The organism is Paenibacillus sp. MZ04-78.2, from assembly GCF_024213375.1.
Lineage (GTDB): Bacteria > Bacillota > Bacilli > Paenibacillales > NBRC-103111 > Paenibacillus_G.
Window position 1 is genome coordinate 1 of record NZ_JANAVJ010000082.1, and the last position, 7,658, is coordinate 7,658.

General features: G+C 38.6%; 3 protein-coding genes. 1 reads left to right on the top strand and 2 read right to left on the bottom strand.

The annotated features are described in order from the left end of the window. The first annotated feature begins 572 nt into the window (after positions 1–572). Positions 573–2,687, top strand: coding sequence for a Piwi domain-containing protein (locus NLX71_RS25690; RefSeq protein WP_254366622.1), 2,115 nt, complete (start codon positions 573–575; stop codon positions 2,685–2,687). Positions 2,688–3,019: 332 nt separating this feature from the next. Here NLX71_RS25690 and NLX71_RS25695 read toward each other — a convergent pair whose 3' ends face one another. Both NLX71_RS25695 and NLX71_RS25700 read right to left on the bottom strand, forming a co-directional pair. Further along, positions 3,020–6,253 (bottom strand): DEAD/DEAH box helicase family protein, encoded by a 3,234-nt coding sequence (locus tag NLX71_RS25695; protein WP_254366623.1) that lies wholly within the window; start codon positions 6,251–6,253, stop codon positions 3,020–3,022. A 3-nt stretch (positions 6,254–6,256) separates the two neighbouring features. Then, entirely contained in the window at positions 6,257–7,465 is a 1,209-nt protein-coding gene (locus tag NLX71_RS25700; RefSeq protein WP_254366624.1) for a DNA methyltransferase, read from the bottom strand. Positions 7,466–7,658: the final 193 nt, after the last annotated feature.

The following is a 7,658-nucleotide window of genomic DNA, read 5'->3' on the forward strand; positions in this document are numbered from 1 at the left end:
CAACCTCCCGTTCAAGATACCTTCATTTTCTCATGAGCTTGAGGTTCTTGAAAGGTGGTGAGTATTTGACGCTCACACTTGCAACACAATTTAACCTATTCATTTATTGTGAGTGATGAGAGATGTTTGAGTTATGAAGAGCAGTTTAAAGAAATATTAGACCAAGAAGAAATAAGCCGAAGTAAAAATGATAAGCACAGAAAAATTCGGATTAAGATATAAGGCTTTTATTGACGAACACAACGTATCTGATAGCAATTTAAGTAAAGTATTTGACGATTTGGCCAGTCAAGAACAAAGAGAATTAGAGGTTTTCAGAGACAAGCATGAATAATAGTTGTACCCACTACGAAGCAACGATACTTTTTGAGCGATGATTTATATGTCTGAAATACAGATGTCCATACTCTGTTTAGGAGCATTACTAGGGATTAAAGGAGCAACTGTAGAGTCTGCAAAACTCCCATTTGGGGATTTCGTGGCTCATCCATTTATTAATATAGGGTAGATAAGGTGCTTATAATCATGTATAGTAAAAAAGTACCATGTATAATTTCGGGGGAAAAACACATATGAATCCAGTAGCACATTACGTACTTACTGAATGGATATCGGAAACTAAAACAAGTGATCTTACCGTTCATCTATATACTTTACCGGTGCGTAACGTTTTCGAGCTGCATAAAGAAAATGGACATGCATGCTCAGATTTACGAAAATTGAATAAATCCCATGTCATCGATTTTTTCGAACACCTTATTATTGCATGGAAGCCTATTGATAATTGGGGACAATATACATTCATTAAGCATGAAACTAGATCAATCGACCCTATGTCATCAACGGAACGAACGGTTCTTGAGCGTTTGCTATTGCGGACGATTGAAAATGTTCAGCCTCGAAATGAAATCGCCGCGGGAAGACGTAAGTTCACTTGGTTGAGAGCAGAAAAAGTTGTCCAAAATGTCTCAATCCATCGTGTCATCCAATGCGATGTAACTGTAAATCAAGAAGGTGTTATTGCTGTTGGTTTTGATTTAAATCATAGTTACCGAACCAATGAATCAGTCTACGATCTATTAAAGGAAAACTCCATTACAAAAGGCGATCGCGTTATCGACAAATACAACAACTTGCACTACGAATTCGACGAAGTTTCAAGCGCTACGATCGATGAGGCAATTCCAGAACTCAAACAATCCGTAATCGACTACTTTGTTAAAGAACGAAAACAGGAATGGAAAGTTGAAAAATTAGATCCGAAAATGCCAGTTGTTTATGTAAAAATGCAAAATGGTCTTCGAGCTGCCTATGCGCCAGCCATGCTTCAAAAGGAACTTACTTTTGCCTCACTTCCGACTGCCGTTGTCCGTCAAACATCGGACATTTATAAACAAAATGCCAACCAGAAGATATCAACCTTATTAGCCGAAATGCAGAAAATTTTAGCACGGACCGACAAATTGACATTTTCTAAACAGAAGTTACTTGTACAACAATCTGGATATGAAGTAAAAAAATTTGATAACCCTAATCTTTCATTTGGAAAAAGTACAACTGGAACGCAGCCAAAGTATGGTCTCGATAAAGGCGGCGTCATAGCACCGCAACCACTATCGATCAATCTACTTGTTTATCCGGAATTTTTTGAAACCAAGCTAACGGCAATTACTTCATTTACCGAGAAGTTAAGCATGTTGTCTCAAAAATGGGGGGTACCGCTTACGATACTGAAAAAATCTGGAACGTATCGAAATAAACCAATCGATTTTACGAACCCGCATCAGTTTGCCATATTACTTAAAGAATTGACTAACACCGCTTTTCAGGAGCTTACGCTTGTAATCACAACTGAAAAGATAGCTGGAATGTGGTATGATGCCATCAAAAAGGAATTCGGTGGCAACTCTTCTATCCCAACACAATTCGTTACGATGGAAACACTGCAAAAAACGGATGATTACATTCTTGGTAATATACTGTTAGGGCTATACTCTAAATCCGGCATACAACCGTGGGTTTTGGACTCTCCCCTCGCATCTGACTGTTTTATCGGACTTGATGTATCACATGAAGCTGGTAGGCACTCAGCGGGTATTGTACAGGTCGTGGGCAAAGACGGCAAAGTTTTATCAAGTAAGGCGAATACATCAAATGAGGCTGGAGAAAAGATTCGGCACGAAACGATGTGTCAGATCGTGTATTCCGCAATTGATCAATATCGACAGCACTTTAAAGAAATGCCGAAACACATTACGTTTCATCGCGATGGGGTTTGCAGAGAAGATTTAAAAAACTTGGATGAAGTGATGAACAGCTTAAATGTAGAGTACGACATGGTAGAAATCATTAAAAAGACGAATCGCAGAATGGCTTTAAACGTGAAAAAGCAAGGTTGGGAAACAAAACAGGGAATTTGTTATATAAAAGATGATTTAGCCTATTTAATTGCCACAAATCCACATTCGAGAGTCGGTACTGCACAGCCCATTAAAATAATAAAGAAAAAAGGTTCCCTCCCAATTGATGCTATTATACAAGACATCTATCATCTTTCGTTTATGCATATCGGCTCATTTCTAAAATGTCGATTACCCATAACAACGTACTATGCAGATTTAAGTTCGACCTTCTTTAATAGGCAATGGCTTCCCATTGACGCGGGAGAATCACTTCATTTTGTATAAAATTAAAAGCCTTCCGGAACATAGCCGGTTTTCATTGAAAGATGTTTTACCACTTCCTACGAAAAGAATTTTTACCATGCGATTTCTGCTTCGAGGCTTACCTAATTACCTAAAGTAAGTCTAGAGGTCGAGTGGCTTTCGCTTGCCCATAACCTGCTGAAGAAAGCGGCAATAGACGCAAAAAAGAAAAAGCTAAGCACATACAAGCTGCTTAGCTCCTTTTTCATTCAACGATTCACCTTTTTTACCATCTGAGACTGCCCCACAGATTCTAAAATAGTTACTTTTGGATAAAATCATTGCACAGCCGAGGAGTCCGAATATGGATTTTTCTATCCCAAAATCTTACCAATCATTACTTCAATACAGTCACTATTGTCAAGACAAAGCACGTTCTTTGCCTCACGCTCAGGCTTGCTCATATTCCACCACATTTTCAAGTTTAATGACGGTGTTCCCGACATGATAAAAGAATTAAGAACTATTTTCTTATCCTTGCTGGAAGGCTGGAGTTGTGCCTCTAGCTCCTTAATTTTGGAGTAGAAATTAACCTTTGGATCATCCGGCATCGTCCTCAACAAACCCTTAGGATCGATAAATGAAATATACTGAACGTCATATGTATCAATCCATAGAACGTAGTCAGGATAGAAGTTACCAGCTTCAAAGAAGCCCATACCCACTTTGCTTTTATTTCGAAGAAGGTACAAATTTTTATCGGCAAAAATATCAGTATTTTGTTCCGTGTACTCCTTGAGCAAATCTACAAAGGTCTTCTCATCCTCATTTAAACTAACAGGAGACACCTGTATTTTCAGACCGTTCGCCTTTTGGCATATAAGCGGAGCATACAAATGTGATCGGAAATCAAAAGCAATAAATGTATCCCTGAAGGCACTCTTCTCATAATCCTCAAACCAATTGCTTGTCTGAAGAATGTCGGAAATCTTGGAAATTAAATCATCCAATATCTCCGAGCCTTTATCTCCTTCGGTCAAGGCGGTATAGGATATACTGTATTCTGATATGAAATTGTTATCTTTCTCGGAGAGCTCCTGATACTCAAGATATGGTGCTTCCCATTTCTCTTTATTATACTTATAAAACTTGTCCATGTAACTTTTCAAAGCCATGACACAGTAATCAGCCGCGGCGTATAGTTTCTCTACTTTATCAATTTCCAAGTGGCTCTTCGGTATGATTAGCGAGTACCAGCCACTCACACTCAGAATAGATTGCAACTTATCCTTATCAATAATGATATTATAATAAAGCTTCTCATTCTTATAGAGCTCTAACTCCTCAAACATTTGCTCATAGTTTAGAAAAAGCAAATACTTATTATCTAATGCATGTTCTTCAGTTATTGATTGAAGCGCTAATGCACTATAACTGGATTCAATTGTTTGTACTTTAGAGCGGCAGTCAATTGTAACCTTGTTATTCGTAAGATAGCGCAGAAAGCCCTCATCTGGCACATCGAGAACTAACCTTTTTGCTTGCTTTTTAAAGTTAATTCCGTCTTTCACTTTAATAACACGCAATTTCTTAGCCTTTACTTCATCATATCTACTAATCACCGGCAACTTAAACTCATACACATTCTCGTTTGTAGGCAGTTCTTCCAATTCGAGATATTTTTTAAAATCCTCCATGTACTGAGCCTTTATCCCGAAGATCGTCAGCGTTTCAAGCAATTCTATATGTTTGGGTACATTAACATTCTTATCAAGGCTCCGGCTACGCTTTAAACAACCATTATATCCCTTCAAGCGTACGCCACGTCCAAAAAGCTGAATTGCCTGCGAACCTTCCCCTTTTGCAAAGTTAATTAGGCCCATCGTAGAGACACGCCAGCTGTTCCAGCCTTCGGTAAATTTACGAGAACCAATAAGAACCTTAATATTAGATGTCTTGCTATTGATCAAACGAAATAGCGATTCACTGAGAAACTCCTCAGTCTTGGTAACTATACCTTTATCCTCGCAATTCTTGACCAATGTTGCTGTATCACCGATGTTGATTACGCCGAAATATTCACCAAACTCACCAATTTTAAGAGCAATCTCTCCCTGAACCTGTCTTAGATTTTCGATATGAAGCCGAGGTTCGTCAGAAACGGTGTCGGTGTTAAATACAACCTTCAATATGTCTCTATAAACATCCCCGGCATCAGGAGTATGACCAAAAATGGAACGCAATGCCAAGAAATCATGAAAGAAGAGCTCATTTCCTCTTGCGTCAATCAGTCCGGTATCCTCTTCAAGTACGGCCTTGATACGAGATATCGTACTTTCTTTACGCTTTACAAATTTATCAATGAAATCTAATACTTCTTCAACATCAGTCAGCTCTGCTTTTGACGTAGAAGCCGTTACACGATTACCAACAAAAATGAGTAGAGGCTTTTCAATGTGGAAAGGTTGGTACTCCTTTCCATAACCTTCAAACAGTTTTAATTGTTGATAGAAAGACAATATACAGCCCGTCAGGTATAGATGGCGCTGTTCCTCGTCAATGCTTTCCTTAAGGTTATAAATGCGGTAATCTTTCCCGTATCCGTCCTCATAGAAATACTTATACGAGTAATCCATGATGATGGATTTCCCGTAATCCTCCATAAGTTGCTTATCTTCCAACTTGGAGCTATTAGGCTTCAATGCTTGCTTAAACGTTGCAGAATATTCGAAAGCAAACCCTTCAGCGGACAGACGAGTGCGATAATCGTACCAAACATCACCAGAAAGACCTCGATGCCCTTCATCAACAAGAACAAGGTTATTCTGTTCAAAACTTTCAATAGAGACGGTTTTCACTTTACCTTCATCTTTGAGCTTATTCATATCAATAATGATCACACCATCATTATTTGCTGAAAAAATATCCTTTTTAAACAAATCTGCCTTAATGGACGACTGTTTTAGTTCGTCCAGATGCTGCATAGACATCCCTTCATTAGGTGCAAGCAGAATGATCTTGTTGATTCCAAGACGATTGTTCAATCGCTGGGCCTTCTTTAAGTAATGTATATATTGCAAGATGTTAATATGCATAATCAGCGTTTTACCGCTACCCGTTGCACACATGAAAGCCAGCTTTCTCATGCTTTCAGCTGTATAAAGTTTGAAGTCAATTTGTCCTAAAGTGTCTGTACGTTTCTTTTCCAGAAAGTGATTCAAGTCAGAAATGAAACGATCCTGTTCCGTAAAATAACGATCCAGGTACATTTCAGTAAACAACAGAGCGATGTACTGGAAGTATTTCAACACGACATTGTCGCGTTTTTCTCCAATTTGTTTGACATAGCGACAGATGTTTTCATCATAAATACTGAGCTTGTCTTTGCTAATCTTTACCTCATCTTTATTTAATGCACAGAGCCGAACAAGAAAGTTAGAGAAATGAGTATGCTGACTTTCATCATAGCCCTCGTAGTCAGAATCGTTGAGCTTTCCCACCAATCCTTTCAACGTAGATTTCCCAAACTGCTGCAAGAAATACTCGAACAGTACGAGTTGTTCATTGAAGGTAGCAGTTGGCTCATTTTGTTTTTTTCTAGGCGGCACAGATTACACCTCCTCGAACATACGCTTTTTGAAATCAGTTTCCGTCATACGAACCTTCCAGCTTTCATCATCTGTACGCATGTTTTCTAAATTGTTGTCACCATTGACATAAATGATATCAAATTCACGATCATGGGGCTTAATTCGATGCTTGGCGAAATAAGCATCTAGAGCAGCATTGCTCTCAATCAAATTATCCGTTATATTTCTCCAAATAATTAGCGCTCGACGGCCATCTGGCAATACTCCTTCTACTTGCTTAAATGCATAAATGCCCCCTGTATCTTTAACAAGTCGTACAGAGCCTTCGTAAGAGCCTTTCTCATCGGAAACTGCATTAAAATATTCCACTGCACTTTGACGCGAAACAGAAAGTCCAATAAGATAATTAAATGTTTCGACCAATTCGATAACCTTTTCCTTGATTTCGTTCTTTTCCGTAACTTTCAGTTTGTACTCAAATGGAGTCTTAAAGTAATCCAGCTTAAGCAGACTACCTTCTGATTCAATATCAAGCATATAATTCACAAGGTATTCTTCTCCAAACAATGCTTGCATCTGAAGACCTTTGTCTGATAACTGGATGTTAGAAAGTGCGTCTTCGTAGCTTTCAAGACGAATATATTTCATTATGTGGGATACGCCCGTTTTACGACTCGATGGCTTTCCACTATCCCAATCATTTGAATAAATTATTTTCATTACACGAGATTTTGTGACAGTGTTAAAATATTCTCCCATTTCAACGAGGATATACTTTCGTTTGCCATTGTCCTCTCGGTTTAAGTTAATAACTGCATGACCTGTCGTCCCCGAACCTGCGAAGAAATCAAATATAATTTCCTTTTCAGTTGCATTACATACTCGCAAGCAGTCCATCACAGCAAATATAGATTTCGGAAAAAGAAATTGCCTGTTTTTACCGAATATATCAGTTAACAGATTCGTACCATGAGACCCGGCTGCATAGCTTGCTTTATCCCACCAAGTTCCAGGCAATGAACCTTCATCATTTCTATAATTTCGCCGGTACACTTGAATATCATCATTATTTATCTCAATCTTGATATGATCAGGATATTGTTTAATTCGGTCAATACCCCACTTCCAAACCTTCTCTTCACCTGTCGAAGTAATGGGATAAATAATACGCTCATCGCCCACAGCTGATTCATTAAAATCCCAATAATCGACAGAAGAATTCCAAACCATTTCTGGGATACGGTAACTCCTTTGTGATGGAGAAACAAATATTGGATAATATTGTTTGGGCCGGTCGCTTCTATTCGAATCAGTCCCAGTCTTGCGAAAATTTTCCCAGAGGTAAGGTAAGCGTCAAATCCTCCACACCTAGAAAAACGACGGGATTCATGAGATCATATACGTAACTGATTACGACGCACAC

Excerpts from the sequence above, each read along its gene's own strand:
- NLX71_RS25700 (WP_254366624.1), bottom strand. The coding sequence starts at position 7,465 with ATGGTTTGGAATTCTTCTGTCGATTATTGGGATTTTAATGAATCAGCT.
- NLX71_RS25690 (WP_254366622.1), top strand. The coding sequence starts at position 573 with ATGAATCCAGTAGCACATTACGTACTTACTGAATGGATATCGGAAACT.